The sequence below is a fragment of the Streptomyces roseofulvus genome (assembly GCF_039534915.1).
Classification (GTDB): Bacteria; Actinomycetota; Actinomycetes; order Streptomycetales; family Streptomycetaceae; genus Streptomyces; species Streptomyces roseofulvus.
Window position 1 is genome coordinate 5,821,402 of sequence record NZ_BAAAWE010000001.1, and the last position, 26,406, is coordinate 5,847,807.

Annotated in this window: 19 protein-coding genes and 1 pseudogene; 12 read left to right on the forward strand and 8 right to left on the reverse strand. The window is 74.3% G+C overall.

Annotation, left to right across the window (positions count from 1 at the left end; genetic code table 11):
• Nucleotides 1-20: 20 nt before the first annotated feature.
• From ABFY03_RS27050 to gabT, 4 genes are all read right to left on the reverse strand, one after another.
• Nucleotides 21-1,328: a 5-methylcytosine restriction system specificity protein McrC gene (locus ABFY03_RS27050; protein ID WP_346171011.1), complete on the reverse strand. Its 1,308-nt coding sequence runs from the start codon at nucleotides 1,326-1,328 to the stop codon at nucleotides 21-23.
• Nucleotides 1,312-3,774 carry an McrB family protein gene (locus ABFY03_RS27055; RefSeq protein ID WP_346171012.1) on the reverse strand — a complete coding sequence of 821 codons (2,463 nt, stop codon included), beginning with the start codon at nucleotides 3,772-3,774 and terminating at the stop codon, nucleotides 1,312-1,314. The genes ABFY03_RS27050 and ABFY03_RS27055 overlap by 17 nt, the downstream gene beginning before the upstream one ends.
• A complete protein-coding gene (locus ABFY03_RS27060; protein WP_319011251.1) occupies nucleotides 3,717-4,526 on the reverse strand; it encodes a phosphatase PAP2 family protein in 810 nt (269 codons plus the stop codon). The genes ABFY03_RS27055 and ABFY03_RS27060 overlap by 58 nt, the downstream gene beginning before the upstream one ends.
• Before the next feature lie 104 nt (nucleotides 4,527-4,630).
• Nucleotides 4,631-5,965, reverse strand: coding sequence for a 4-aminobutyrate--2-oxoglutarate transaminase (gene gabT / locus ABFY03_RS27065; RefSeq protein WP_319011250.1), 1,335 nt, complete (start codon nucleotides 5,963-5,965; stop codon nucleotides 4,631-4,633).
• A gap of 246 nt (nucleotides 5,966-6,211) precedes the next feature.
• On the opposite strand from gabT, the gene ABFY03_RS27070 reads away from it, so the two are divergent.
• From ABFY03_RS27070 to ABFY03_RS27125, 12 genes and pseudogenes are all read left to right on the forward strand, one after another.
• Nucleotides 6,212-8,575 (forward strand): type IV secretory system conjugative DNA transfer family protein, encoded by a 2,364-nt coding sequence (locus ABFY03_RS27070; protein ID WP_346171013.1) that lies wholly within the window; start codon nucleotides 6,212-6,214, stop codon nucleotides 8,573-8,575.
• A 116-nt stretch (nucleotides 8,576-8,691) separates the two neighbouring features.
• Nucleotides 8,692-10,248: a PucR family transcriptional regulator gene (locus tag ABFY03_RS27075; protein WP_319011248.1), complete on the forward strand. Its 1,557-nt coding sequence runs from the start codon at nucleotides 8,692-8,694 to the stop codon at nucleotides 10,246-10,248.
• A 91-nt stretch (nucleotides 10,249-10,339) separates the two neighbouring features.
• Nucleotides 10,340-11,356: an EamA family transporter gene (locus tag ABFY03_RS27080; protein ID WP_346171014.1), complete on the forward strand. Its 1,017-nt coding sequence runs from the start codon at nucleotides 10,340-10,342 to the stop codon at nucleotides 11,354-11,356.
• A 78-nt stretch (nucleotides 11,357-11,434) separates the two neighbouring features.
• Nucleotides 11,435-12,850 (forward strand): outer membrane protein assembly factor BamB family protein, encoded by a 1,416-nt coding sequence (locus tag ABFY03_RS27085; protein ID WP_346171015.1) that lies wholly within the window; start codon nucleotides 11,435-11,437, stop codon nucleotides 12,848-12,850.
• Nucleotides 12,851-13,048: 198 nt separating this feature from the next.
• A complete protein-coding gene (locus tag ABFY03_RS27090; protein ID WP_319011245.1) occupies nucleotides 13,049-14,494 on the forward strand; it encodes an aldehyde dehydrogenase family protein in 1,446 nt (481 codons plus the stop codon).
• A 127-nt stretch (nucleotides 14,495-14,621) separates the two neighbouring features.
• The gene (gene aroA, locus ABFY03_RS27095; protein ID WP_346171016.1) at nucleotides 14,622-15,857 is read left to right on the forward strand and encodes a 3-phosphoshikimate 1-carboxyvinyltransferase; all 1,236 of its coding nucleotides are present in this window, start codon (nucleotides 14,622-14,624) and stop codon (nucleotides 15,855-15,857) included.
• Between the two features lie 34 nt (nucleotides 15,858-15,891).
• Complete coding sequence (gene dxr / locus ABFY03_RS27100; RefSeq protein ID WP_319011243.1) at nucleotides 15,892-17,142, forward strand: 1-deoxy-D-xylulose-5-phosphate reductoisomerase; 1,251 nt, start codon at nucleotides 15,892-15,894, stop codon at nucleotides 17,140-17,142.
• Entirely contained in the window at nucleotides 17,139-18,446 is a 1,308-nt protein-coding gene (locus ABFY03_RS27105; protein ID WP_319011242.1) for a M50 family metallopeptidase, read from the forward strand. Before dxr ends, ABFY03_RS27105 begins: the two co-directional genes overlap by 4 nt.
• Nucleotides 18,447-18,553: 107 nt before the next feature.
• Nucleotides 18,554-19,711 (forward strand): flavodoxin-dependent (E)-4-hydroxy-3-methylbut-2-enyl-diphosphate synthase, encoded by a 1,158-nt coding sequence (gene ispG, locus ABFY03_RS27110; protein ID WP_319011241.1) that lies wholly within the window; start codon nucleotides 18,554-18,556, stop codon nucleotides 19,709-19,711.
• 294 nt (nucleotides 19,712-20,005) lie between these two features.
• Nucleotides 20,006-20,852, forward strand: a pseudogene (locus ABFY03_RS27115) (GNAT family N-acetyltransferase).
• Nucleotides 20,853-20,880: 28 nt separating this feature from the next.
• Nucleotides 20,881-21,426, forward strand: a complete 546-nt coding sequence (locus ABFY03_RS27120) for a GNAT family N-acetyltransferase (protein ID WP_319011239.1) — start codon at nucleotides 20,881-20,883, stop codon at nucleotides 21,424-21,426.
• Nucleotides 21,427-21,497: 71 nt separating this feature from the next.
• Nucleotides 21,498-23,198, forward strand: coding sequence for a proline--tRNA ligase (locus ABFY03_RS27125; RefSeq protein WP_346171017.1), 1,701 nt, complete (start codon nucleotides 21,498-21,500; stop codon nucleotides 23,196-23,198).
• A 200-nt stretch (nucleotides 23,199-23,398) separates the two neighbouring features.
• Here ABFY03_RS27125 and ABFY03_RS27130 read toward each other — a convergent pair whose 3' ends face one another.
• Genes ABFY03_RS27130 through ABFY03_RS27145 form a run of 4 tightly spaced genes read right to left on the reverse strand, consistent with a single transcriptional unit; the run spans nucleotide 23,399 to nucleotide 26,264 of the window.
• Nucleotides 23,399-24,280, reverse strand: a complete 882-nt coding sequence (locus ABFY03_RS27130) for a slipin family protein (protein ID WP_346171018.1) — start codon at nucleotides 24,278-24,280, stop codon at nucleotides 23,399-23,401.
• 58 nt (nucleotides 24,281-24,338) lie between these two features.
• A complete protein-coding gene (locus ABFY03_RS27135) occupies nucleotides 24,339-25,238 on the reverse strand; it encodes an aminoglycoside phosphotransferase family protein (protein ID WP_346171019.1) in 900 nt (299 codons plus the stop codon).
• A 55-nt stretch (nucleotides 25,239-25,293) separates the two neighbouring features.
• Nucleotides 25,294-25,710 (reverse strand): ferritin-like domain-containing protein, encoded by a 417-nt coding sequence (locus ABFY03_RS27140; protein ID WP_319011235.1) that lies wholly within the window; start codon nucleotides 25,708-25,710, stop codon nucleotides 25,294-25,296.
• The gene (locus ABFY03_RS27145; protein ID WP_346171020.1) at nucleotides 25,707-26,264 is read right to left on the reverse strand and encodes a hypothetical protein; all 558 of its coding nucleotides are present in this window, start codon (nucleotides 26,262-26,264) and stop codon (nucleotides 25,707-25,709) included. The genes ABFY03_RS27140 and ABFY03_RS27145 overlap by 4 nt, the downstream gene beginning before the upstream one ends.
• Nucleotides 26,265-26,406 lie beyond the last annotated feature (142 nt).

Genomic DNA, 26,406 nt, shown 5'->3' on the forward strand with positions numbered 1-26,406 from the left:
GCCCTCCGCGAGGTGACCGGTCACCCCGCCACCTCGCGGAACAGGCGGGCCGGGACCTCCCGGGGACCCGGCCCGCCCAACTCCGCCAGCGCCGCCCGCAGATCGAGCGGGACGGCCCGCACCCGGGCCGTCACCGCCCCCTCCAGGGTCCGCGCCGCCACGCGGTCACCGCCGCCGCCCGAACCGGCCGGGCCGGGGTGGACCAGCGCGCAGACCGGCGGCCGCCCGTCCGCCCGCCGCCCGAGCGCGTGGGCGTAGAACGCCGCCTGGTACAGGTCCGCGGGCGAGAGCTTCTTCTCCGCGTAGAGCTTGTACTTGACGTCCACCGGCAGCCGGTAGGGGAGCCCGGACCGCAGGCCCGACACCAGCACGTCCGGCCGTACGGTCCCGTAGCCGCGGCGGGTCCGCTCGTCGAACAGCACCGAGGCGTGCGAGGTCTGGCGCTCCACCCGCAGCCCGGAGCCCGCCGCGCCGTCCTCCAGGAGCCGGGTCACGAAGGCCTCGAAGAGGAGGTTCATGTCGACCAGGAAGGCGCGCGAGACCAGCGGGCCCGCGGTGAAGAGCCCGTCGAGGCCGCCGCCGGTCAGGAGCAGGCCCGCCCACAGGTGCGCGGCCCGGTAGTGCTCGTTGTGCCGGTGGTACGTCAGCCCGGCGAGCGCGGCCCGTACGTCGCCGAGCGGGGTCGGGGCGTGCTGGGCGAACAGCCCCGCCGCCCGCCGGGCCCGCGCCCGCACCCCGTCGTCGCGCGCCGTCCGCGCGGCCAGGGCGAGGGCGGCGGCGCAGAGCCGGTTGTCGGCGACGTCCGCCTCGTGCTCCTCGAAGCGGCAGGCCAGCAGGTCCAGCCGGCCGTGGTGGTGGAGCAGCTGACGGTCGGGGAGCAGCCGGCCGCGGACCACCCGCAGGTCGTCCTCGGTCGTCACGTAGTCACGGCGCACCCCGTGCCGCAGCAGCCGCTCGCCGTGCTCGACGACCATGAGGCAGACCAGGTCCCGCAGGTGCGGCCGTCCGCCGGCCAGGCTCTGCGCGGTCGGCAGCGGGTTCCGCAGCCGGCCCCAGGCGTGGTCGACCATCCGCAGCACGTCGAGCTCCCCGCCCAGGTGCTTCGGGACCACCCTGATCTCGGCCGCCTCCAGCCGTACCGTGCCCACGTACTGCGCGGCGGCCACCTCCAGCCGGTCCCCGCGGAGCTCCCGCAGCCGCAGCCGGCCGTCGAAGGCGCCGCCGGCCAGCAGCCGCCGGTCGGCCTCCGTCAGCCGCACCCCGTCGAAGACCCGGGTGGCGTACTCGGTCAGTTCCAGCGGAACGGGCCCCTCACTCCGCACCGGCACCGACCTGGAGCTCCTCGTACAGCCGGTTGACGAGGTCCTCGTCCGTGAGGTCCCGGAGGGTGTGGGCCGCGACGTCGACCAGTTCCTCGCCGAGGAACGCGGCGAGGAGTCCGTAGTCGTCGTACGCGTACTCCTGGAGCAGCGGCAGGATCTCGCCGCGCACGATCGCGGCGAACTCCGCGGCGGTCGCGACGGGGACGCCCCCGGCGAGGAAGAACGCGTGCCCTATCTGCTTCTCGCGGTCGAGCCGCGTCCTGATGCGCGCGTTGAGCCGGTCGAGGAAGACGCCGAGGTCCAGCTGGTCGACCTGGCTGCCGCGCAGGGGGCCCGGGTCGGGGAGCAGTTCGATGAAGGCGAAGCGCCGGCGGACGGCCGAGTCCAGCATCCGGATCGACCGGTCGGCGGTGTTCATCGTGCCGAGGAGGCGCACGTTCGGCGGGACCCGGAAAGCCGCCCCCGAGAGCGGCAGCGTGACGGGCAGACCCCGCTTGTCCTTCTCCAGGACGGTGATCGACTCGCCCAGGATGCGGGGCAGGTTGCCCCGGTTCAGCTCGTCGACGACCAGCAGGTGGAGCTGGCCCGGGTCCGCCGCGGCGGCTTCGCAGACGCGCTTGAAGACGCCGTCCACCGGCTCCAGGACGAAGCCGGAGGCGCCCTTGACGGGACGCAGCCCCTCCACGAAGTCCTCGTAGCCGTAGCTCGGGTGGAAGGTGGCCAGGGTCAGCCGCCCCGACGCGGTCAGCGCCTCGATCGTCGCGGCGAAGGCGGCGGTCCCCGGCTCGGCCTGCGGATCGACGTCCGGCAGATCGGCGGACAGCTCGCCGAGCCGCCGGACGGCGTACCGCAGCGCGTGATACGTCTTGCCGGTGCCGGGCGGCCCGAACAGCACGGCCTGTCCGCGGCGTTCGAGGGCGTCGTCGATCCGCTGGAGGGCGCCGTCGAGCGGGGGCAGGGCGACGGGCTCGGCGGGGACGGGCGCGGCCTCGGCCGCGCCGCCGGACGGCGGAAGGTCGAGGAGCCTGCGCCAGAGGTCCGCGGACACGTCCGAGATCAGGTCCGTGTCCCAGCCGGGCACCGGCTCGTCCAGCCGGCCGCCGGGGCGGCCCCGCTCCCACTCCACGGTCAGCGCGTGCCCCGAGAGCCCGTCCGGGGAGGCGTCGGGCAGCCACACATAGCCGTCCCCGGTGATCCGCCCGATCCCCAGGACCCTGCTGCGGCCCCGGGTCGCGACCACCCAGTCCCCGACCCGCAGGCCGAGCAGCCCCCACAGGGCCGGCACGTCGACCGACGGCGTCGCTCCGGCGAGCGCGCCGCTCGCGTACTCCTCCTCGTACGCGTCGGCGAGCTCCTTCTCGTCCGCGTATCCGTGCAGGTCGCCGACGAGGTCCACGCCGACCGGCACGAGCCCGGCGGCGGCGAAGCGGTCCCACTCCTCCTCGGGGCCGGAGACCGCGATCCGCACCGTCCGGGGCGCGGTCCTGTGGACCGGGGCCCACCAGTCCAGGAAGTACCAGACCAGCTGCGGCGGCCAGCCGGCGAACCGCGGGTCCTTGTCCACCAGGGCCTTCAGCAGCTCCTTGCGCGCGAACGGCTGGAGCTTCGCGGAGCTGCCCGGCGCGAGCCGCTCCAGATAGTGCCGGGTGAAGCTGTCCGAGTAGACGGGCAGGACGGCGTCCGGGGCGTACACGCGCAGGGTCTTCGCCACGACCGTGATCCCGGAGCGGACCGAGGCGATGTCGTCGATGTCGCGGACCCGGCCCTCACGCGCGGCGGTCACGGCGGCGACGAGCCCGGCCCGCACGTCCTCCCAGGCCGTGGCGACGTCCGGGTACCGCCGGTCGAACCACCAGGCGCCGTTCTGCTTCCGCTGGTAGACGAAGTGCTTCTTCGCCGTGCCGCCGGTGATGCTCCCGAGCGCCTTGCTGCCGAACTCCAGCAGGTAGCTGTACACCCGGTGGCCGGGCATGTCCGGCTGCCCGAGCGCGTACCGCCGCAACGGCAGTCCGGCCCAGTCCTCCCAGGGGAACTCCGTACGGATCCGCTCGGCGTCCCGGTCCGCGGCCTCGACCGCCGCCCGGTGCTGCTCCGGGTCGAAGACCCGCAGGGCCTCGTCGACCGGCCAGTACGGGAGCGTCTCCGCGTGGCTGTGCGGGACCGGCCGCAACGCGCAGGAGCAGACGCCGGTCACGGGCCGGTTCCGTCCGTTGAGCAGCCCGGCCGAGGCCGCGAACGCGGCCGGGTCCGGGGCGTCGAGCAGCCGTCGCCAGACGAGCCCGTCGGGATCCGGGCGGCGCGGCAGCCGGGCGGAGTCCGTCAGGTGCCCGCACGCCGCCGAGTGATGGATCTTGCCCCCGTGCTCCGGGAGGATGACCTCCCCCGGCGACGGACTCAGCTCGTAGGCCCGTCCGTCGATCGTGACGGCGTACCGCCGCTCCCCGTCCGCCATGCGTCCCCTCCCCGGATCCGGCCCCGACCGTACCGCGCCGCGAGGACCGGCCAGCACAGCAGCGGAAGGCACAGCGCGACGGACGCCAGCACGTCCAGCGGCCAGTGGAAGCCCCGCAGGACCAGGCCCGCCCCCGTCACCGCCGTCAGCACGGCGGCGGCGGGAGCGAGCCGTCGCGACACCAGGTGGGCGGCGCCGAAGTAGGCGACCATCGCGGTGGCGGTGTGGCCGGAGGGGTAGTAGCCGTGGGCCCAGGGTTCGAGGGGGCCGGGCCGGGCCGTCCACTCCTTCAGGGGGACGACGAGCAGCGGTACGCAGGCCATGGCGAGGCCGGCGAAGAGCGCCTGCCGGCCGCGGCCGCGCCACACCGCGTACGCCATCGCGGCGGCGAGCACGGGCAGGGCGACCGTCAGGTTGCCGAGGTCGGAGGCGAGTTCGCTCAGCCGGCGGGGCACGGTGTCCACGAGGGCCCGGGACACCCGCTCGTCGAGCCTGGCCAAGGGGCCGTGGACGAGCACCTGCCAGGTCACGACGGCGAGGGCGACGAGCGCCGAGAAGAGAGCCGGCCGCCCTGGAACAGGGGGGGTGGTTCCGGGGCGGCCGAGGGGATCGGGCTGCCGCGCGCCCCGGGGGGTGTGGGGCGGGCGGCCATCCGATCGGTGAGGAGTCCCGGAGCACGAGGCTCCGGAGGTGTGCGCTTCGGCACGGTGCGGGCGGGGCTGGGGAGGCTCCGCCCTGGGTGTTTCTCTCATCTGGGGAAGACCGTACGGCACGAAGAGGGGGACCGACAGCGGGAAACGCATCCCGCCATCGGCCCCCCACAGAGTCTTCACACCGTGTGGACCCCGGTCGCGGCTCAGAGCGCCGCGAGCGCCGCCTCGATGACGTCCAGACCCTCGTTGAGCAGGTCCTCGCCGATGACCAGCGGCGGCAGGAAGCGGAGCACGTTGCCGTAGGTGCCGCAGGTGAGGACGAGGACGCCCTCGTTGTGGCAGTACTTGGCGAGCGCGGCGGCGGCCTCGGCGGCCGGCTCCTTCGTCTCCGGGTCCTTGACGAGCTCGATGGCGATCATGGCGCCGCGGCCGCGGATGTCGCCGATGACCGGGAACTTCTCCTGCATCGCGGTGAGGCGGTCCTTCATGACCTCCTCGATGCGCTTGGCCTTCCCGTTGAGGTCCAGCTCCTTCATCGTCTCGATGGCGCCGAGCGCACCGGCGCAGGCCACCGGGTTGCCGCCGTAGGTGCCGCCCAGACCGCCGCCGTGCACGGAGTCCATGATCTCGGCGCGGCCGGTGACGGCGGCGAGCGGCAGACCGCCCGCGATGCCCTTGGCGGTGGTGATGAGGTCCGGGACGATGCCCTCGTCCTCGCAGGCGAACCACTGGCCGGTGCGGCAGAAGCCGGCCTGGATCTCGTCGGCGACGAAGACGATGCCGTTGTCGTTGGCGAACTTCACGATCGCCGGGAGGAAGCCCTTGGCCGGCTCGATGAAGCCGCCCTCGCCGAGGACCGGCTCGATGACGATCGCGGCGACGTTCTCGGCGCCGATCTGCTTGGTGATGTTGTCGATCGCCTGCGCGGCGGCCTCCGGGCCGGCGTTCTCGGCACCGGTGGGCCAGCGGTAGCCGTAGGCGACCGGCACGCGGTAGACCTCGGGCGCGAACGGGCCGAAGCCCTGCTTGTACGGCATGTTCTTCGCCGTCATGCCCATGGTGAGGTTGGTGCGGCCGTGGTAGCCGTGGTCGAAGACGACGACGGCCTGGCGCTTGGTGTACGAACGCGCGATCTTGACCGCGTTCTCGACGGCCTCGGCGCCCGAGTTGAAGAGCGCGGACTTCTTGGCGTGGTCGCCCGGGGTCAGCTCGGCCAGCGCCTCGCAGACCTCCACGTAGCCCTCGTACGGGGTCACCATGAAACAGGTGTGGGTGAAGTCCTGGAGCTGCGCGGACGCGCGGCGCACGACGGCCTCGGCGGAGGCGCCCACGGAGGTCACGGCGATGCCGGAACCGAAGTCGATCAGCAGGTTGCCGTCGACGTCCTCGATGATGCCGCCACCCGCACGCTTGGTGAACACCGGCAGCGTGGAGCCCACGCCCCCGGCGACGGTGTCCAGCCGGCGAGCCTGAAGCTCCTGCGACTTCGGACCGGGAATGGCGGTGACGACGCGCCGCTCCTGCGGGACAGCGTTCATGCGGGGCTCCTGGGGTGTTCTGGACGCTCTTGCGGGTTTCCTCCGCAGGCTAGGCGCGGGCACCGGCCCGGCGCATGCTACGGATGGGAGTGGTCCCGGCGTGTCCTTGTCCGTATCGGCCATACGCGGACTTGTCCGGGGCGGCGCCGTGCCATCGCCCTGATCCGGGGCATGATCCGGGACCGAGGCTCTAGATTGGGCCCGGACGACAGCGCCGCGGAGTCGAAGGGCCAGGGGGCAGGGGACATGGAGTTCGAGGGCACGCACGGCTCGCGGAGCACCCACGGCGGGCCGCCGCACGCCGACATCCCGCGCCCGGCCGGGGCGCCCGCCGGCGTCCCGCCGATGCCCGCGGCCGCACCGCCCTCCGCGCCGCCGAGACCGACCGCCGCACCCGGCCGGGCCACGCTCGTCGACTGGCTGCGGACACCGCGCCCCGAGGCCGCGCCCGGTGTCTGGCGGTACGGTCATGTGCCGCGTCCCGACACCGCGCCCGACGAGGTTCCGCTGCGGACCGTGCTCTTCGGCGCTTCGATCTCCTTCCTCGTCGCGGTGCTGCTGTGGTCGTTGCTGCGCAACAACTACATCCCGTACTGGGATGTGCCGCTCCGGCTCTTCACTCCGGGGGAGTGGTGGGAGCTCGGTCAGGTCGTCGCGAAGCCGGACACCGGCGGCGAGGTCGCCCTGGGGATCTACCGCACGATCTTCTTCGCCGCCGTCTTCTTCGGGATCGGCCGTTTCGGCCGCTGGATGCACGCCTGGGACAGGCTCGCCCTGGCCTATGGCAAGAGGGCTCGGGCCGTCTTGGCTGCTCTCCTCGGGGTCCTCACCGTCTCCCTCGTCCACGACGGGTGGGTGCCGGTCGGCGACATCGTCTACGCCCTGCTGCCCCTGGAAGAGGGGCCCGGGCTCGGTGAGGCCAACCTCCGACTGCAGGAGACCGCCGACTGGTCCCTGGCCGTCGGCACCGCTGTGCCCTTCTTGTGGCTCGCCCTGCGCCGTGTCCCGTCGGCCGTCGTCGGATCACCGCCCCCGGCGGCAGATCCCGGTCCCGACCTCTCCTCCTGGCCCGATCTGAGGGCCGCCGGGCTCGTCGAGGCGGCCGACCGCCTCGCCGCCGAGGCCGCCTCCGGGGCCATGAACGACGTCGACTTCGCCCGGATCAGGACCGCCTGGGAGAACACCGGCCACGCCCCCGACCGGCAGGCCGCCTTCGTCCGCGAGGTCCACGCGCGGGGCGCCGCCGCATTCCTGCACCCGTCCGGCGCCCGCTTCCTGGCCGGACGTACGGCCACCCACGACCTCGCCGTCCGGCAGGTGCGCCTCGGCACCGTCACGGACACCGACCGCAACCCGTACGCGCGCCGCACCACCGGCCTCGCCCTCGACCCGGACGTGCTCGGCACCGGCATGCTCGTGGTCGGCCCCTCGGGCAGCGGCAAGACGACCCGCCTCGTCCGCCCCCTCGTCGAGTCCCTCTCCCTCCAGGCGCTCGCAGGACAGGCCGCCGTCGTCGTGGTCGGCTCCGACACCGCACCGCTCGGCCCCGACGAGGCCTACGACGTCGTCATCCGCGTCGGCGACCCGGCCTCACCGCACGACCTCGACCTCTACGGCGGCACCTCCGACCCGGACCGCGCCGCCGCGCTGCTCGCCGACGTCCTGGCGACCGACACCACCGACACCCGCCGGGCCACCACCACGCTCGCCCAGCTCCTCGGACCCTTCCACGCCGTCCACGGCCGCTTCCCCTCCGTCCCCGAGCTGCGCGAACTCCTCGACGGCGCCCCCACCGTCCTCCAGACCCTGCGCGCGGCCCTCGAACGGGCCGGACACCCCTCCCTCGTCCGCGAACTCGATGCCCGCGCCCGGCAGCAGGGCGCCGACGGGGACCCCGCGGGCGCCCTCGCCGACCGCGTCGCCCTGCTCGACCGCCCCGCGTTCGCCGGCTTCTTCGACACCTCGGGAACGACCGCGCCGTTCACCATGCGCGCCCTGGAACACCCTGTACGCGTCCGGATCGACCTGCCGGAATCCGGCCACGCCGAAGCCTCCCGGCTCCTCACCCGGCTCGTGCTCGCCCAGTTCCTCGGCCGGACCGTCGGCCGCACCGACCGCTCCCGCTTCGCCTGCCTCGTCCTCGACGACGCCGCGCACACACTGACCGCGGAGACCGTGCGGGGCCTCCAGCGGCTGCGCTCCGCCCACGCCGGGGTCGTCCTCGGACTCCGCACCGTCGAGGACGTCCCCGAGCACCTGCGCACCCCGCTGTTCGGCGCGGTCGGCTGCCGGTTCGCCCTCGCCGGCGTCACCACCTGGGACGGCAAGCGGTTCGCGGAGACCTGGGGCACCGAGTGGGTGGAGACCCGCGACGTCACCAGCCGGACCGTCCGCTCCGACGAGCCGCTCACCCGGGTGGCGCACGCGGTGCGCAAGCTCGTCACCGGCCGGGCCGTCACCACCGACGCGGTGACCGTCCGCGAGGTCGAGCGGGAACGCTGGTCCGCCTCCGACCTGGCGCACGGCGTGCCGCCCGGCCACGCGGTCCTCTCCCTCACCCATGTGCGGGGCGAGCACACGCCGCCGCTCCTGGTCGACCTGCGCAGCTGAGAGCGGCCCCCCGGCCGCCCTGGCACAATCGGACGCGCCGCCCTCCCCAGCGGTGTCCCCTCGCCGGGTGCGGAGTCGTCCGTGTTCGGTCCCGCTCAAAGGTCCGCCGGTTTCCGATGCCGCCCACCCTCGCCTCGCTCGTTCAGCACTCCTCCCTCCGGCTCGTCGTCCGGGCCGGGGAGGACCGGCTCGACACGCCCGTCCGGTGGGCGCACGTCAGTGAGCTCGCCGATCCCGTGCCGTACATGGAGGGCGGGGAGCTGCTGCTCACCACCGCCCTGACGCTCGACGCCGAGGACGGCGAGGCGATGCGCCGGTACGTGCGGCGGCTGCTCGGGGCCGGGGTGGTCGGGCTCGGGTTCGCCGTCGGGGTGAACTACGACGACATTCCGGAGGCGCTGCTCGACGCCGCCAGGGCCGAGCACCTGCCGCTCCTCGAAGTGCCGCGCCGGACCCCGTTCCTCGCCATCAGCAAGGCCGTGTCCGCCGCCATCGCCGCCGACCAGTACCGGGCCGTCACCGCAGGGTTCGAGGCGCAGCGCGAGCTCACCCGGGCCGCCCTCGCCGAGGGGCCGGACGCCGTTGTCGCCCGGCTCGCCGCGCACGTCGACGGCTGGGCCGCGCTCTACGACGCCGCCGGCAGCGTCGTCGCCGTCTCGCCCGAGTGGGCCGCCCGCCGCGCCGCCCGCCTCACCCCGGACGTCGAGCGGCTGCGCGAGCGGCCCGCCCCCGCCAGCGCCGTCGTCGGCGGCACCGACGACCGGATCGAGCTCCAGTCCCTCGGCACCGGCCGCCGGGTCCGCGGCGCCCTCGCCGTCGGCACCGGCGCCCCCCTGGGCACCGCCGAGCGGTACGCCGTCCACTCGGCGATCGCGCTCCTCACCCTCACCACCGAACGCTCCCGCTCCCTCCAGGCCGCCGAGCACCGGCTCGGCGCCGCCGTGCTGCGCATGATGCTCGCCGGTCAGTCCGAGCACGCCCGTACCGTCGCCGGCGACGTCTACGGCGACCTCCTCGACGCCCCCTTCCGGATCCTCGTCGCCGAGCCCGCCGGCGGCGAGCCGGCGGCCGCCGAACCCCCGCTGCCGGTCCTCGCCGAGGCCCTGGAGGCCGCCGCCGCCCGGGCCGGCGAGGCCGTGCTGACCGTCCCGGAGGGGGACGGCCGGCTGGTCGTCCTGGCCGGCGACGGCGGCGCGGTCGTCTCCGCCTCCGCCGGGTACGCCGAGCGCGAGGCCGAGGACGCGGGGCTCTACGTCGGCCTCTCCGCCTCCGCCGGCCCCGCCACCGCCGCGGTCGCGTACAAGCAGGCCGAGCAGGCCCTCTCGGTGGCCCGCCGCCGGGGCCGCGCCCTCGTCGAGCACGAGGACCTGGCGGCCGGCTCCGTGCTGCCGCTGCTCGCCGACGACGCCGTACGGGCCTTCGCCGACGGCATGCTGCGAGCGCTGCGCGAGCACGACGCGACCGGCCGCGGCGACCTCGTCGCCTCGCTGCGCGCCTGGCTCTCCCGGCACGGGCAGTGGGACGCCGCCGCGGCCGACCTCGGGGTCCACCGGCACACCCTGCGGTACCGGATGCGGCGCGTCGAGGAGATCCTCGGGCGGTCGCTCGACGACCCGGACGTCCGCATGGAGCTGTGGCTGGCACTCAAGACGACCGGCGAGGGCGAGAAGTAGCGACGGTTCCGGCAGACGATTTCGCCGATCCCTGCCCGAAGGCGGGCAGAATTCCTGGCCGGGCGCGCCTCGAATGCCTAATCTCCTGCTCATGACAAGCCCCGCCGTCGATCCCGCCCCCGGCACGCCCCCCGCCGCCGACCCCACCGCCGGCCCCACCGCCGCCCCGGCCCCGGACCTCGCCCCCGGTCTCCGGGGCGCTGCCCCCGCGAAGCCCGTCCGCCGCCTCGGCGGGGCCGTCTGGGCCGCCCTCGCCATCGTGTACGTCGTCTGGGGCTCCACCTACCTCGGCATCCGGATCGTCGTCGACACCGTCCCGCCCTTCCTCGCCTCGGGCGCCCGCTTCGTCACCGCCGCCCTGCTCCTCGCCGCCCTCGTGGCCTGGCGGCACGGCCCCGCCGCCCTCAAGGTCGACCGCCGCCGGCTCGGCTCCGCCGCGCTCGTCGGCCTGCTGCTGATCCTGGGCGGCAACGGCCTCGTCAACCTCGCCGAGACCGACGTCCCCTCCGGCCTCGCCGCCCTCCTCGTCGCCGCCGTCCCCGTCTGGGTCGTGCTGCTCCGCACCGCCGCCGGCGAGCGCCCCGGGCTCGGCGCGTACGGCGGCGTCCTGCTCGGCATGGCCGGCCTCGCCGTCCTCACCCTCCCCGGGCTCAGCGGGGAGGTCGGCCTCGGCGGCGTGCTGACCGTCCTCGCCGCAGCCCTCCTCTGGTCGCTCGGCACCGTCTCCTCGGCCCGCCTCCCCCTGCCCGCCAACCCGTTCACCGCGAGCGTGTACGAGATGCTGGCCGGCGGTCTCGCCGGCATCGTCGTCGGCCTGATCCGCGGCGAGCACCGCGGCTTCGACCCGGGCACGGTCTCCACCGCCTCCTGGGCCGCCCTCGGCTACCTGGTCGTCTTCGGCTCGCTGATCGCCTTCACCGCGTACGCCTGGCTGCTCCAGTCCGCCCCGGTCTCGCTCGCCGCCACCTACGCGTACGTCAACCCGGTCGTCGCCGTCCTGCTCGGCGCGCTGATCCTCGACGAGGCCCTGACCTGGCCGATCCTCCTCGGCGGCGCGATCGTCGTCGCGGCCGTCTGCCTCATCGTCTCCACCGAGCGGAGGCGGTGACGGCGAAGATCGCCGTGGCCCTACCCTGATCCCTCGTATCGATCGGTCGTGTACACGGCGACAAGGGGTGGGGTCCGGATGGCGACAGCGACGAAGGCCGGCAGAGCGGCCGGGAACAAGGCGGGCGGCAGCGGCGGCGGCGCGCCGAAGGCGGGCTCCCGCCTCGTCCGGTACTCCGTCGTCGGCGGCCTCCTGCTCGCCCTGCTCGCCGGCTGCGGCGGCATCACCGCCGGCGTCCTCGCCGGCGAGGGCTACCTCCCCGGCGACTCGATGCGCCAGGTCTGGAGCACCCCGACCGACGGCGGCGCCCCCGCCTCCGGCGACGCCGCCTGGGCGGCCGGCGACACGCTCGTCCACAGCAACGCCGCCGGCGTCTCCGGCTTCGACGCCCGCACCGGCGAGCGGCGCTGGCGGTACCGGCCGTCCCGCGGCGCCGCGATCTGCTCCGCCGGCCGCACCGCCGCCGACGGCGTCGCCCTGGTCGCCCAGGGCGTCCCGGGCAGCCCCGTCTCCGACGACGCGAGCAGGGGCTGCACCACCGTCGTCGCCCTCGACCTCGCCTCCGGGCGCGAACTGTGGCGCACCACCCGGACCGCCGCCCACGGCGAGATCCGCGCCGAGCGCGACCTCGTCGCCGCCGGCGGCGGCCTCGCCGTGCTGCGCGACGAGGACGCCGACTGGTCGTACGAGTCGGCCCTGGGCAGCCCCGACCGGCTCGACCCCGACCGCGCCCTGCGCGCCTTCGACCTGCGGACCGGCAAGCCCCGCTGGTCGGCGCGGATGCCCGACGGCTGCGTGCCGTACGGAGTCGCCGCGGGCGCCCGGCGGGTCGCGGCGCTCCTCGTCTGCGACCGCCGGGACGTACGGCTCGCGGTCCTCGACCCGGCGGACGGGCGGGTCCGCGGCGTCACGCCCCTCGACCCGCGGCGGGTCGTCGACCCCCTGACCCACATGCCGGCCTTCGTCTCCGCCGACCCGATCGTGGTCAGCGCGGACAGCCTCGACGAGTCCGGCTACGCCACGTTCCTCTCCTTCGACGACGAGGGCCGCGCCCAGGGCACCATCGCGTCCGGCCCCGTCAACGGCAGGATCACCTCCCCGGCGCAGGAGCCGGCGCGCACCCGCGTCGCCTACGGCCGCCTCTACACCGTCGCCATGGAGGCGGACTACGACGACGTCGTCACCGCCTTCGACCTGCGCAGCGGACAGCGGCTCTGGCGCGCGGAGATCGGCGACCTGGAGGACGTCATGGGCCTGCGGGTCGCGGGCGGCCGGGTCACCGCCCTGGTCGACCTCTACGGGTCGGCGGACGAGGACGGGCTCCTGGTCCTCGACGCCGACGACGGAGACGAGCGCGACGCCCGCACCTTCCCCGACTCGGTGGGCGGCTCGTCCGGCGAGATCAAGGACGTCCTCGGCCACCAGGACCGGCTGATCGCCGTCCGCTGGAGCGAGGGCTACCTCTCGCCCTTCACCGCGTACGAGGAGCGCTGATCACCGCGTACGAGGGCCGCTGATCACCGTCGACGAGGAGCGCTGACCGGCGTCCGACCGCACCACCCGTTCGGCCGAAGCGGACAGACCGCGGCCTCCACCACTCCATCACGGACAAACGCCACACGCCGGTCCCGGCCCTAACGTGTCTGGAGAGCAACCGCTCACACCCCGATACGGAAAGGGCCGGGACGCGCAATGACGACCACCCACGCCTTCTGGGTCGCCGGCCGCGAGGCCACCGGCGACACCACCTTCGACGTCACGAACTCGTACGACGGACGTCTGGTCGGCAAGGTCGCCGTGCCCACCGAGGCCCAGGTCGAGGAGGCCGTCGCGGCCGCCCACGCGGTCGTCGACGAGTTCGCCGCCACCCCGGCGCACGTCCGCGCCGCCGCCCTCGACCACGTGTCGAAGCGGCTCGCCGAGCGCACCGAGGAGATCGCCCAGATCATCTCCGCCGAGAACGGCAAGCCCATCAAGTGGGCCCGCGGCGAGGTCGGCCGTGCCGTCTCCGTCTTCCGTTTCGCCGCCGAGGAGGCCCGCCGCTGGAACGCCGGCGAGGCCCAGCGCCTGGACACCGAGGCCGGCGGCGTGGGCCGCCTCGCCGTGACCCGCCGCATCCCCAAGGGCGTCGTCCTCGGCATCGCGCCGTTCAACTTCCCGCTGAACCTCAGCGCCCACAAGGTCGCCCCGGCCATCGCCGTCGGCGCCCCGATCATCCTCAAGCCGGCCCCGGCCACCCCGATCTCCTCCCTCATCCTGGGCGAGCTCCTGGCCGAGACCGACCTGCCGGCCGGCTCCTGGTCGATCCTCACCGTGCCGAACGACCGCATGCCCGCCCTCGTCCAGGACGAGCGCCTCCCGGTCATCTCCTTCACCGGCTCCGACAAGGTCGGCTACGCCATCCAGGAGTCCGTGCCGCACAAGCACTGCACCCTGGAGCTCGGCGGCAACGCCGCCGCCGTCGTCCTCCCGGACTGGTCCTCCGAGGCCGACCTGGACTGGGCCGCGACCCGCATCGCGACCTTCTCCAACTACCAGGGCGGCCAGTCCTGCATCTCCGTGCAGCGCGTGATCGCCGACGCCACCGTCTACGACCGCCTGCTGCCGAAGATCGTCGCGGCCGTCGAGGCCCAGGTCACCGGCGACCCGGCGGACGACGCCACCGACGTCGGCCCGCTCGTCGACGAGGCCGCCGCCCAGCGCGTCGAGTCCTGGGTCGACGAGGCCGTCGCGGCCGGCGCGAAGCTCCTCACCGGCGGCAAGCGCGAGGGCGCCACCTACGCCCCGACCGTCCTCGCCGACCTCCCGGCCGACGTCACCCTGGCCCGTGCCGAGGTCTTCGGCCCGGTCCTCACGGTCGCCAAGGTCGACGGCGAGGCCGAGGCGTTCGCCGCGGTCAACGACTCGGACTTCGGCCTCCAGGCCGGCGTCTTCACCCACGACCTGCAGACCGCCTTCCGCGCCCACCGCGCGCTGGAGGTCGGCGGCGTGATCGTCGGCGACGTCCCCTCGTACCGCGCCGACCAGATGCCGTACGGCGGCGCCAAGCGCTCCGGCGTCGGCCGCGAGGGCGTCGCGTACGCCATGGACGACTACACCTACGAGCGCGTCCTCGTCCTGACGGGCCTCGCCCTCTAGGACACGCGCATCGCGAGACCAGGCGGTCCGGGCCCACTGTGCGGGGGCCCGGGCCGTCTTCTCGCGTCCGCGTCCAGCAGGCGGACCGGGCGGCGACGGCGCGGCCGGCCACGGCAGGATGACCGCCGTGACCGTCATCGACATCCCCGGCTCCAAGTCCGTCACGGCCCGCGCGCTCTTCCTCGCCGCCGCCGCGGAGGGCACCACCACCCTGCTGCGCCCGCTCGTCTCCGACGACACCGAGGGCTTCGCCGAAGGGCTCCGGGCCCTCGGGTACGCCGTACGGAAGGAGCCCGGCGCCTGGCACATCGAGGGCCGCCCGGCCGGGCCGGGGGTCGCCGAGACGGACGTCTACTGCCGCGACGGCGCCACCACCGCCCGCTTCCTGCCGACCCTCGCCGCCGCCGGCCGCGGCACCTTCCGCTTCGACGCCTCCGCGCAGATGCGCCGCCGCCCCCTCGGCCCGCTCACCACCGCCCTGCGCGAGCTCGGCGTCGACCTGCGGCACGGCGGGAAGGACGGCCACCACCCGCTCGCCGTGCACGCCGACGGCGTCAAGGGCGGCGCGCTCACGCTGGACGCCGGACAGTCCTCCCAGTACCTGACGGCCCTGCTGATGCTGGGCCCGCTCACCGCCGAGGGCCTCGACATCACCGTCACCGACCTGGTCTCGGAGCCGTACGTCGAGATCACGCTCGCGATGATGCGCGACTTCGGCGCGGAGGTCGTCCGCGACGGCCGCACCTACCGCGTCGCCCCCACCGGCTACCGCGCCCGCACCTACGGCATCGAACCCGACGCCTCCACCGCCAGTTACTTCTTCGCCGCCGCCGCCCTCCGGCCCGGCGGCTCCGTCACCGTTCCCGGCCTCGGCACCGGTGCCCTCCAGGGCGACCTCGCCTTCGTCGACGTCCTGCGCCGGATGGGCGCCGACGTCGAGGTGACGGAAGGGGCGACCACCGTCCGCTCCACCGGCACCCTGCGCGGCCTCACCGTGAACATGCGGGACATCTCCGACACCATGCCGACGCTCGCGGCGATCGCCCCCTTCGCCGACGGACCCGTCCGCATCGAGGACGTCGCCAACACCCGGGTCAAGGAGTGCGACCGGCTCGACGCCTGCGCCGAGAACCTCCGCCGCCTCGGCATCACCGTGCGGACCGGCCCCGACTGGATCGAGATCCACCCCGGCACCCCGGCCGGACCCGCCGAGATCGCCACCCACGGCGACCACCGGATCGTCATGTCCTTCGCCGTGACCGCCCTGCGCACCCCCGGCATCGCCTTCGACGACCCCGGCTGCGTGAAGAAGACCTTCCCGGACTTCCACCGGGTGTTCGGCGCGTTCGCCCGGACCCCGTGAAGAGCGCACAGCGTTTGCGGCAAGAATGGGGGGCATGAGCGACCGCCCCTCTCCTCTCGCCGATCCGCACATCGCCTTCGACCCCGCCGAAGGCCGCCGGGACATCGTCGTCCTCGGCTCGACGGGATCCATCGGCACCCAGGCCATCGACCTGGTGCTGCGCAACCCCGACCGCTTCCGGGTCACCGCCCTGGCCGCCTCCGGCGGCCGGGTCGGGCTCCTCGCCGAGCAGGCCCACCGGCTCCGGGTCGCCCAGGTCGCCGTCGCCCGCGAGGAGACCGTCGGGGAGCTGCGGACCGCCCTCCGGGCGCGGTACGGCTCCGAGCCGCTGCCCGAGATCCTGGCCGGCCCCGACGCCGCCACCCAGCTCGCCGCCTCCCCGTGCCACACCGTGCTCAACGGCATCACCGGCTCCATCGGCCTCGCGCCGACCCTCGCCGCCCTGGAGGCCGGCCGGACCCTCGCCCTCGCCAACAAGGAGTCGCTGATCGTCGGCGGCCCGCTGGTGAAGGCGCTCGCCGAGCCCGGCCAGATCATCCCGGTCGACTCCGAGCACGCGGCCCTCTTCCAGGCGCTCGCCGCCGGCAGCCGCGCCGACGTCCGCAAGCTGGTCGTCACCGCCTCCGGCGGCCCCTTCCGCGGCCGGACCCGCGCCGAGCTGGAGCACGTGACCCGCGAGGACGCGCTGGCCCACCCGACCTGGGCCATGGGCCCGGTCATCACGGTGAACAGCGCCACCCTCGTCAACAAGGGCCTGGAGGTCATCGAGGCGCACCTCCTCTACGACATCCCCTTCGACCGCATCGAGGTCGTCGTCCACCCCCAGTCGTACGTCCACTCGATGGTCGAGTTCAGCGACGGCTCGACGCTCGCCCAGGCCACCCCGCCGGACATGCGCGGCCCCATCGCCATCGGCATCGGCTGGCCCGAGCGGGTCCCCGACGCGGCCCCCGCCTTCGACTGGTCCACGGCCTCCACCTGGGAGTTCTTCCCGCTGGACGACGAGGCGTTCCCGTCGGTGAACCTGGCCCGGCACGTCGGTGAGCTCGGCGGCACCGCCCCCGCCGTCTTCAACGCCGCCAACGAGGAGTGCGTCGAGGCGTTCCTCTCCGGACGGCTCCCGTTCACCGGCATCATGGACACCGTCACGGCGGTCGTCACCGAACACGGACGGCCCACCGGGGGAACCTCCCTGACGGTGCCGGACGTCCTGGAAGCGGAGACCTGGGCCCGGGCCCGGGCCCGAGAGCTCGCAGCGAAGGCAACCGCGGAGGCGCGCGCATGACGGAAGTGCTCCTGACGATCCTCGGGGTCGTCCTGTTCGCGCTGGGACTGCTCGTCTCCATCGCCTGGCACGAGCTCGGCCACCTCTCCACGGCCAAGCTCTTCGGCATCCGCGTGCCGCAGTACATGGTCGGCTTCGGCCCCACCATCTGGTCGAAGAGGCGCGGCGAGACCGAGTACGGCATCAAGGCCATCCCGGCCGGCGGCTACATCCGCATGATCGGCATGTTCCCGCCCGGCGCGGACGGCAAGATCGAGGCCCGCTCCACCTCGCCCTGGCGCTCCATGATCGAGGACGCCCGGGAGGCGTCGTACGAGGAGCTCCAGCCCGGCGACGAGACCCGGCTCTTCTACACGCGCAAGCCGTGGAAGCGCGTGATCGTCATGTTCGCCGGACCGTTCATGAACCTGGTCCTCGCCCTCGGCCTGTTCTACGGCTCCCTGATGACCCTCGGCATCGAGGGCCAGACCACCGAGGTGGCCGGCGTCCAGAAGTGCGTCATCGAGCAGAGCGCCAACCGCGACTCCTGCGCCGCGGGCGACCCGGTCTCCCCGGCGTTCAAGGCGGGGCTGCGGGACGGCGACACGATCGTCGCCTTCAACGGCGCCCCGGTCTCCGACTGGGACACCCTCTCGGACCACATCCGCAAGACCATCGGCCCCGCCACGATCACCGTCGAGCGGGACGGGCAGCGCCTCGACCTGCACCCGACGCTGGTCGCCAACAAGGTCCTGAAGAAGGACGAGAACGGCCAGGTCGCCCGCCCGCTCGCCTACGAGAAGGCCGGCTACCTGGGCTTCGCGTCCAAGACGGAGGTGGCGCCGCTGACCTTCGGCGAGACCACCGACCGCATGGGCGAGCTCATGGAGAACGGCGTCGAGTCGGTCGTCGCGCTCCCCGGCAAGATCCCCGGCCTCTGGGACGCCACCTTCGGCGACGGCGAGCGCGCCGAGGACTCGCCCGTCGGCGTCGTCGGCGCCGCCCGCATCACCGGCGAACTCATGAACCTGGACCTCCCGCCGGAGCGCATCCTCGTCATGTTCATGAACCTGCTGGTGTACTTCAACGTCTCCCTGTTCCTCTTCAACATGCTCCCGCTGCTGCCGCTCGACGGCGGCCACATCGCGGGCGCCCTGTGGGAGTCCGTCCGCCGCCACACGGCCCGGATCTTCCGGCGCCCCGACCCCGGCCCGTTCGACGTGGCCAAGCTGATGCCCGCCGCCTACGTGGTCGCCGGCGTCTTCGTCTGTTTCACGCTGCTCGTCCTCGCCGCCGACATCGTCAACCCGGTGAAGCTGACGTAGCTCCCCGGGGGGGGGCCGTGCACCGCGGTGTCCGGCCCCCCGCCCCCGGGGCGGTAATCTCGGAAGCCTGAGCCCGCCGACGCACGACCTTTGAGGTTGCACTACAGATGACCGCGATTTCTCTCGGTATGCCCTCCGTCCCGACCCGGCTCGCCGAGCGCCGCAAGAGCCGGCAGATCCAGGTCGGCAGCGTGGCCGTCGGCGGTGACGCACCCGTCTCGGTGCAGTCCATGACGACGACCCGCACCTCCGACATCGGCGCCACCCTCCAGCAGATCGCCGAGCTGACCGCCTCCGGCTGCCAGATCGTCCGGGTGGCCTGCCCCACCCAGGACGACGCCGACGCGCTCGCCACCATCGCCCGGAAGTCCTCGATCCCCGTGATCGCCGACATCCACTTCCAGCCGAAGTACGTCTTCGCCGCGATCGACGCCGGCTGCGCCGCCGTCCGCGTCAACCCGGGCAACATCAAGCAGTTCGACGACAAGGTCAAGGAGATCGCCAAGGCCGCGAAGGACGCGGGCACCCCGATCCGCATCGGCGTCAACGCCGGTTCGCTCGACGCCCGCCTCCTGCAGAAGTACGGCAAGGCCACCCCCGAGGCGCTCGTCGAGTCCGCCCTCTGGGAGGCGTCCCTCTTCGAGGAGCACGACTTCCGCGACATCAAGATCTCGGTCAAGCACAACGACCCGGTGATCATGGTCGAGGCGTACCGCCAGCTCGCCGCCCAGTGCGACTACCCCCTGCACCTCGGCGTCACCGAGGCCGGCCCCGCCTTCCAGGGCACCATCAAGTCCGCCGTCGCCTTCGGCGCGCTCCTGTCCCAGGGCATCGGCGACACGATCCGGGTCTCCCTCTCCGCCCCGCCGGCCGAGGAGATCAAGGTCGGCATGCAGATCCTGGAGTCGCTCAACCTGCGCCAGCGCCGCCTGGAGATCGTCTCCTGCCCGTCCTGCGGCCGCGCCCAGGTCGACGTCTACAAGCTCGCCGAGGAGGTCACCGCCGGCCTCGACGGCATGACCGTCCCGCTCCGCGTCGCCGTCATGGGCTGCGTCGTCAACGGCCCCGGCGAGGCCCGCGAGGCCGACCTCGGCGTCGCCTCCGGCAACGGCAAGGGCCAGATCTTCGTCAAGGGCGAGGTCATCAAGACCGTCCCCGAGTCGAAGATCGTCGAGACCCTCATCGAGGAGGCCCTCAAGATCGCCGAGCAGATGGAGAAGGACGGCATCGCGAGCGGCGAGCCGACCGTCGCCGTCGCCGGCTGACGCGACCCGGACCACCCCGGAACCCCTCCGTCCCCGCCGGGACGGAGGGGTTTCCGCTGCACGGAGAGCCCCGCCCCAGGCCCGGGGCGGCGGGGTTTCGTACAGGGCCCGGCGAGCGAGCCGAAGGGGCGCGCCGGGGGAACGGCGCCGAGCGCGCGGAGCCCCGGGAGGAACGAGCGGGGCGAGCACGGTCGGGGTCGTGAGCCCGGCATGGAGCGCCCCGGAGGCGAGCCGAGCCGCAAAAGAGGGGGGTACAGTGCCAGGACCAGCAGAACCCGCACGGTGAGGCCCCTCGTGTTGACACAGACCACCACCCGGGTCCTCGAACCCGCCGACCTCGGAGCCGCCCTCGCCGTCCTGGAGAGCGCCCCGGTCGAGAACGCCTTCGTGACCGCCCGCGTCCGCATCGCCGGGCTCGATCCCTGGCGCCTGGGCGGCGAGATGTGGGGCTGGTACACCGAGGGCCGGCTCACCTCGCTCTGCTACTCCGGCGCCAATCTCGTGCCCATCTGCGCCACCCCCGAGGCCGTCCGCGCCTTCGCCGACCGGGCCCGCCGGATCGGCCGGCGCTGCTCCTCGATCGTCGGCCCGGCCGGCCCCACCGCCGAACTCTGGCGCCTCCTCGAACCCTCCTGGGGCCCCGCCCGCGACGTCCGCGCCCACCAGCCCCTCATGGTCACCGAGGAGCCCTCCGCCGACGTCGCCCCCGACCCCCTCGTCCGCCGCGTCCGCAAGGACGAGATGGACGTGATCATGCCCGCCTGCGTCGCCATGTTCACGGAGGAGGTCGGCGTCTCCCCGCTCGCCGGCGACGGCGGACTGCTCTACCAGGCCCGGGTCGCCGAGCTGGTCGCCGCCGGCCGCTCCTTCGCCCGCATCGAGGACGGCAAGGTCCTCTTCAAGGCCGAGATCGGCGCCGCCACCCGCCAGGCCTGCCAGATCCAGGGCGTCTGGGTCGCCCCCGAACACCGCGGGAAGGGCCTCTCCGAGACCGGCATGGCCGCCGTCCTCCAGTACGCCCTCGCCGACGTCGCCCCCGTCGTCAGCCTGTACGTCAACGACTACAACACCCCCGCCCGCGCCGCGTACCGCCGCGTCGGCTTCCGCGAGACCGGCGCCTTTCATGAGCGTCCTGTTCTGAACCGCCGGGCACTTGTAGGGTGCGCCGCATGGACGACGCCCCCGCCGTGATCGGACCCGTCAACCTCGCCGCCCGGGTGGACGAGGCCCTCGCCGTGCAGGCGGTCGCCTTCGGCCTCGACGCCGCCGAGGTCGCGGTACGCCGCCACATCGTGCTGCGCCACCTGATGAACCCCGGCGCCCGCGCCTTCGGCGCCACCACCCCCGACGGGCGGCTCGTCGGCTTCGTGTACGGGATGCCCAACGACCGCACCCACTGGTGGTCGACCGTGGTGGAGCCGTACCTCAGGGCCACCGGCACCGACGACTGGCTCGACGCCTCCTTCGTCATCACCGAGCTGCACGTCCACCCCGCCTTCCAGGGCCGGGGCCTCGGCCGCGGGCTGATCACCGCCATCACCGACACTGCCGACGAGAAGCGCTCCATCCTCTCCGCGATCGACACCGAGTCCCCGGCCCGCGGCCTCTACCGCTCCCTCGGCTACACCGACCTCGCCCGCCAGGTCCACTTCCCGAGCGCCGCCCGCCCGTACGCGGTGATGGGCGCGCCGCTGCCCCTCCCGCGCCGGAACTGATTTCTCGCGGACGGTACGGCCCGGCTAACCTCCTAGCCATCACCTTCAGTCCCGGCAGGAGTACGAGAACCATGGCCAACGCACCGGTCCAGCGCATGTCCCAGTTGATGGCGAAGACGCTGCGCGACGACCCGGCGGACGCCGAGGTCCTCTCCCACAAGCTCCTCGTCCGCGCCGGCTACGTCCGCCGCACCGCCGCCGGCATCTGGAGCTGGCTGCCGCTGGGCAAGAAGGTCCTCGCCAACGTCGAGCGGATCGTCCGCGAGGAGATGGACGCCGTCGGCGCCCAGGAGGTCTCCCTCCCCGCGCTGCTGCCCCGCGAGCCGTACGAGGCCACCGGCCGCTGGGACGAGTACGGCGCCGAGCTCTTCCGCCTCCAGGACCGCAAGGGCGGCGACTACCTGCTCGGGCCGACCCACGAGGAGATCTTCACCCTCCTGGTGAAGGACCAGTGCTCGTCCTACAAGGACCTGCCGGTCATCCTGTACCAGATCCAGACCAAGTTCCGGGACGAGGCCCGTCCCCGCGCCGGCATCCTGCGCGGCCGCGAGTTCCTCATGAAGGACTCGTACTCCTTCGACACCGAGGACGAGGGCCTGGCCCAGTCGTACGGCGTGCACCGCCAGGCGTACCAGCGCATCTTCGAGCGCCTCGGCCTCGACTACCGCATCTGCGCCGCCACCGCCGGCGCCATGGGCGGCTCCAAGTCCGAGGAGTTCCTCGCCCCGGCCGAGGCCGGCGAGGACACCTTCGCCGACTGCCCGAACTGCGACTTCGCGGCCAACACGGAGGCGGTCTACCAGGAGGTCAAGGCCGTCGACGGCGCCGCCGTCCCCGCGGCCGAGGAGATCCCCACCCCGGACACCCCGACCATCGAGACGCTCGCCGCCTCCCTCGGCGTGCCGGCGTCCGCCACCCTCAAGAACCTCCTCGTGAAGGTCGACGGCGAGATCGTCGCGGTCGGCGTCCCCGGCGACCGCGAGGTCGACATGGACAAGGTCGAGGCGCACTTCGGCCCCGCGGCCGTCGAGCTGGTCACCGAGGCCGACTTCGCCGTCCGCCCCGACCTGGTGCGCGGCTACGTCGGCCCGCAGGGCCTGGAGAAGGTCACCTACATCGCCGACCCGCGCGTCGCCCCCGGCACCTCCTGGATCACCGGAGCCAACAAGGAGGGCATGCACGCGAAGAACGTCGTCGCGGGCCGCGACTTCGAGGTCTCCGCGTACGTCGACGTCGTCGTCGTCCAGGAGGGCGACCCGTGCCCCAAGTGCGGCACCGGCCTCAAGCTGGACCGCGCGATCGAGATCGGCCACATCTTCCAGCTCGGCCGCAAGTACGCGGACGCGCTGAAGCTCGACGTCCTCGGCCAGAACGGCAAGCCGGTCCGCGTGACCATGGGCTCGTACGGCATCGGCGTCTCGCGCGCCGTCGCCGCGCTGGCCGAGCAGACCGCCGACGACAAGGGGCTGTGCTGGCCGGCCGAGGTCGCGCCCGCCGACGTCCACGTCGTCGCGGCCGGCAAGGCGCTCCAGACCGAGCTGGCCCTGGAGGTCTCCGACAAGCTGGCCGCCGCGGGCCTCCGCGTGCTGGTCGACGACCGCGCGGGCGTCTCGCCGGGCGTCAAGTTCACCGACTCGGAGCTGATCGGCGTCCCGAAGATCCTCGTCGCCGGCCGCCGCGCGGCGGAGGGCGTCCTGGAACTGAAGGACCGCCGCACCGGCGCCCGCGAGGAGCTCACGGTGGAGCAGGCCCTGGCAGCCCTGACCTCCTGACGCTGCGGTTGCCGGCGGCCGCGCCGCTCGGCACCCCCAGTGGTGCCTCCGCGCCCCGGGCCTGGACCCGCACCCGTACGGCGTCGTGCACGGGGTGCGGGTTCAGGCGCGGAAGCCTGGGCACGGCGGAGGGGCGGAAGGCCCGCCTGTGCGGAGGGCCTGCAGTCGGCGCCGACCCGCGAACGCGCCCGGCGGGACTGTCACGCCGCCACGTCGGGCGGGAGGTTTCGGGGGGCCGGGTCCACCGAGGGGCCGGTGAGGTCCTCGACCGGTGGGAGCGGCTCCGGCGCGGGCCCGGGCGGCGCGGCCGCGGGCGGTGCCTCCGGCGTGGCCCGCTCCAGGAAGCGGAGGAGTTCGACGGGGATCGGCAGCACCAGCGTCGAGTTCTTCTCGGCCGCGACGGCCATGACCGTCTGGAGGAGCCGCAGCTGGAGGGCCGACGGCGCCTCCGCCATCTGGTGCGCCGCCTCCGCCAGCTTCTTCGACGCCTGCAGCTCCGCGTCCGCGTTGATCAGCCGCGCCCGCCGCTCCCGGTCCGCCTCCGCCTGCCGCGCCATCGAGCGCTTCATCGTCTCCGGCAGGGAGACGTCCTTGATCTCGACCCGGTCGATCTGCACGCCCCACCCGATCGCGGGGGAGTCGAGCATCAGCTCCAGCCCCTGGTTGAGCTTCTCGCGGTTGGACAGCAGGTCGTCGAGGTCGCTCTTGCCGATGATCGACCGCAGCGAGGTCTGCGCCATCTGCGAGACGGCGAACTTGTAGTCCTCGACCCGCACCAGCGCCTCCGCCGCGTCCACCACCTTGAAGTAGACGACCGCGTCGACCCGGACCGTCACGTTGTCCCGGGTGATCCCCTCCTGCGCGGGCACCGGCATCGTGACGATCTGCATGTTCACCTTGTGGAGCCGGTCCACCGCCGGGACGATCATCGTGAAGCCGGGCGGACGCACCTCTCCCCGCAGCCGGCGGAAGCGGAAGACGACGCCCCGCTCGTACTGCTTCACGACGCGCGCCGCCGCGCCGACGTAGGCCACGGCGGCGACGGCCGCCCCCGCCACGGCCAGGAGGATGTCTTCGATCATCGCGGGCCCCCTGAGAAAGGGATACAAAAAGGGTATTCCCCTCAGAAGGCCCGGGGACTCACAGCCAGCCGGCGAACTCCAGCAGCCACTCGGCCTCCTGCCGACGCCCGCCGGCCAGCGCCCGGGTGCCGGACTCGACGGCCCGGAAGAGCGTCCAGCCGCGCAGCCGCTCCCGGTCGACGTCGAGCGAGTCGGCCAGCTTGTTGACCCGCCGCCGGGCCGCGGGGGCGCCGGCGGAGGAGGCGACCAGGTCCTCGACCCGCTCCCGGACCAGCCGCGCGAGGTCGTAGGCGCGCTCGCCGACGACCGGGTCGGGCCCGACCGCCAGCCACGGCGAGCGGTCGCCGCCGAGGACCTTGCCCTGCCGGAAGTCGCCGTGCAGCAACAGCTCCTCGGCGGCCCCGGACAGCAGCTCCTCGCGGGCGGCGAGCGCCGCGGCGGCCAGGTCACCGGCGACGGGGTCGGCGCGGTGCCGCTCCATCGCCTCCGCCTGGCGGGCGGTGCGCTCGGCCACCGAGTCGAAGCCGTGGCCGGCCGGCGGGTCCACCCACAGCTTCCGTACGGTCCCGGCCGCCTCCAGGAGCGCCTTGGCCTCCGGTAGCGAGCGGAGCGACACCTCCGGGTGCAGCCGTTCGAGGACGAGGGCGCCCTCGGGGGCCTCCCCGAGGAGCTGTACGGCACCCCAGCCGTTCCAGTGCGCGAGCGCGTCCCGCTCCTGCTCCGGACGGGTGTACGGCGGCGCGATCTTCAGCGCGGCGGGCGTGCCGGCGGCGTCGCGGACGAGCAGGACCAGACTGCCGCGCCCGCCGGGGGCCACCACCCGCTCGACGGTCAGACCGGCCTCCTGGGGCACCCGCTCGACGAGGCCGGGGAGCCGCCCGAGCCAGTCGGCCGCGGCGGCCTCGCCGTACCGCTCGTGGAGCGCCGTCACCAGTCGCCGGGGCGCTTCGAAACCCATGCGTGCCTTGTTCCTTCTGCTGGGGCGGGGTGATCAGGGCTGGTGGGGGCCGGACTCACACCCGCTCGGCGAGCCCAGGAAAGGTTACGTCGCTGCCGCGCCACCGCACCGCGCGGACCGCCGCCTCCCGGAGCGCGGCGGCGGCCTCCGTGCGCAGCGCGCCGTCGGCGGCCCGCACCAGGTCGGAGTAGACCCCGGCCACCCTGTCCTCCAGGACGGCCGCGAGCCGCACCGCGCCCGCCGGGTCCGCCACCCGGAAGGGCAGCTCGTACGCGGCGGCCGCGGCGGCCGGCGTGCCGCCGAGGTCGCGGACGGTGCGGCGCAGCGCGTCCCGGCGGGCCCGGTGCGCCTGGTACGCGGCCGTCGCCTCGGCCCGGCGGTCCTCGGCGACCCGGCCGCCGACGACGCCGTAGCCGTACACCGCCGCGTGTTCGGCGGCGAGGGCGGCCTGGGCGGCCTGCAGGGCGCTCATGCGCGGGCCCCTTCGGTCAGGAGGTAGGCGTGGGCGGCGCCGGCGGCGGCCACGGAGGCGAGCAGCCGGGCGTACTCGGGCGGCGCGGCGAGCAGCTCGGCCGTGTGCGCGTCGGACGCGGCCCGAGCCGCCCCCGCCAGCTCCCGCAACGCGGCCTTCGGATCCGTCGGCACGGCCCTGGCGGGGGCCGCGGAGCCGGAGGCCGTCGCGGTGGCCGGGGTTCCGGACGGGGAGCCGGGGGCCGGGCGGTCGCCCTCGCCGAGGGCGGCGACGTGGGCCGCCGCGGAGGCGCGGAGGGGGTGCACGCGCGCGTGCAGGGCGGGGTGGGCGGCCAGCGTCGCGTCGTAACGTTCCAGCAGGGTCCGGGAGGCGGTCACCGCGCGGCGCCGGAGGGCCGCCTCGGCGCGGGCCACCCGTTCGGCCTCGCGGGCCGCAGCCTCCTCCGCGGCGCTCGGGCGGCGCGGGCCCGCGCCGTCGGAGGTGCAGCCCGTCAGGGCCGCCGCGGCGGCCGAGGCCCCCGCCGCGAGCACGGCGCGTCTGCCCGTCGTCGTCACGCTCTCTCCCTCAGCATGCAGGACCCCTCCCGGCCGCCCTTCGAAGATCACCGCAGGCGAGCGTACCCGTGGGGGCCCCGGCCGTGGACGGCAACACCCTCCGGGACCGGATACCCTTGATCCGACACGCAGCGACAAGCGA

Coding starts and splice junctions, on each gene's coding strand:
- ABFY03_RS27070 (WP_346171013.1), top strand. CDS start 6,212: ATGGAGTTCGAGGGCACGCACGGCTCGCGGAGCACCCACGGCGGGCCG.
- dxr (WP_319011243.1), top strand. CDS start 15,892: ATGAGCGACCGCCCCTCTCCTCTCGCCGATCCGCACATCGCCTTCGAC.
- ABFY03_RS27125 (WP_346171017.1), top strand. CDS start 21,498: ATGGCCAACGCACCGGTCCAGCGCATGTCCCAGTTGATGGCGAAGACG.
- ABFY03_RS27135 (WP_346171019.1), bottom strand. CDS start 25,238: ATGGGTTTCGAAGCGCCCCGGCGACTGGTGACGGCGCTCCACGAGCGG.
- ABFY03_RS27120 (WP_319011239.1), top strand. CDS start 20,881: ATGGACGACGCCCCCGCCGTGATCGGACCCGTCAACCTCGCCGCCCGG.
- ABFY03_RS27085 (WP_346171015.1), top strand. CDS start 11,435: ATGGCGACAGCGACGAAGGCCGGCAGAGCGGCCGGGAACAAGGCGGGC.
- ispG (WP_319011241.1), top strand. CDS start 18,554: ATGACCGCGATTTCTCTCGGTATGCCCTCCGTCCCGACCCGGCTCGCC.
- gabT (WP_319011250.1), bottom strand. CDS start 5,965: ATGAACGCTGTCCCGCAGGAGCGGCGCGTCGTCACCGCCATTCCCGGT.
- ABFY03_RS27055 (WP_346171012.1), bottom strand. CDS start 3,774: ATGGCGGACGGGGAGCGGCGGTACGCCGTCACGATCGACGGACGGGCC.
- ABFY03_RS27060 (WP_319011251.1), bottom strand. CDS start 4,526: ATGAGAGAAACACCCAGGGCGGAGCCTCCCCAGCCCCGCCCGCACCGT.
- ABFY03_RS27130 (WP_346171018.1), bottom strand. CDS start 24,280: ATGATCGAAGACATCCTCCTGGCCGTGGCGGGGGCGGCCGTCGCCGCC.
- ABFY03_RS27075 (WP_319011248.1), top strand. CDS start 8,692: ATGCCGCCCACCCTCGCCTCGCTCGTTCAGCACTCCTCCCTCCGGCTC.
- ABFY03_RS27090 (WP_319011245.1), top strand. CDS start 13,049: ATGACGACCACCCACGCCTTCTGGGTCGCCGGCCGCGAGGCCACCGGC.
- ABFY03_RS27140 (WP_319011235.1), bottom strand. CDS start 25,710: ATGAGCGCCCTGCAGGCCGCCCAGGCCGCCCTCGCCGCCGAACACGCG.
- ABFY03_RS27105 (WP_319011242.1), top strand. CDS start 17,139: ATGACGGAAGTGCTCCTGACGATCCTCGGGGTCGTCCTGTTCGCGCTG.
- ABFY03_RS27080 (WP_346171014.1), top strand. CDS start 10,340: ATGACAAGCCCCGCCGTCGATCCCGCCCCCGGCACGCCCCCCGCCGCC.